Below are 660 nucleotides of genomic sequence, written 5' to 3' on the forward strand. Positions count from 1 at the left end.
GCCGAACGGATCTCCCCCACCCGGGCCTCGGCCGCGCCCGCCAGTTCCTCCAGCACCGCGCCCTTGCCCAGGAAACTCTGGAAGTTGGCGGCCATCCGCCGCCGCCACTCCTGGTTCTCCCGCCGGGCCTGCTCACCGGCGGCCACCGCGTCCGCCTCCGCACGGCCCCGCCCGGCCGCGTCAAACGGCCTGGCGACCTCCTCGCCCAACGCCTCCCACTCCGAACGGACCGTCCCGCCGAACGCGTCACCACTGTCCCGCTCACGCGCCAGCCAGGCGTCCAGATCACGCTCGGACGGGCCGTACACCTCGTGATACCGGCGCATCCACTCGCCCCGGAACTCCCCCGCCAGCCGCTCCCGGGTCTCCTCCTCCACACCGTGCCGCAGACGCTCCCGCCCGGTCACCTCACCACGCTCGGCGGTCAGCCGGTGGAAACTCTCACCGCCCTCCCGCAGAGCACCCTCCATGCCGTACTCCAGCCCCACCCGGTCCGCCAGCGAACGCCGCGCCACCGGCAGATACTCCCCCAGCAACACCGCCTCCCCGGCCGCCACCCGCCCCCGGCCCCACGAACCGTCCCCCGCACGCCCCGCCAGCTCCGTGAAGACCCGGGTCACATCCTCCCGCAGACCCTCCCGCGCACGCTCGACACCAGGC

At 74.4% G+C, this 660-nt stretch carries 1 protein-coding gene; it reads right to left on the bottom strand.

The genetic code is table 11. The features are described 5' to 3' along the window. Positions 1-660, bottom strand: a 660-nt coding sequence (locus tag ABEB00_RS19295; RefSeq protein WP_345621092.1) for a hypothetical protein, incomplete at both ends; no start/stop codon positions are given.

This window comes from Streptomyces ziwulingensis (assembly GCF_039542605.1).
GTDB classification, from domain to species: domain Bacteria; phylum Actinomycetota; class Actinomycetes; order Streptomycetales; family Streptomycetaceae; genus Streptomyces; species Streptomyces ziwulingensis.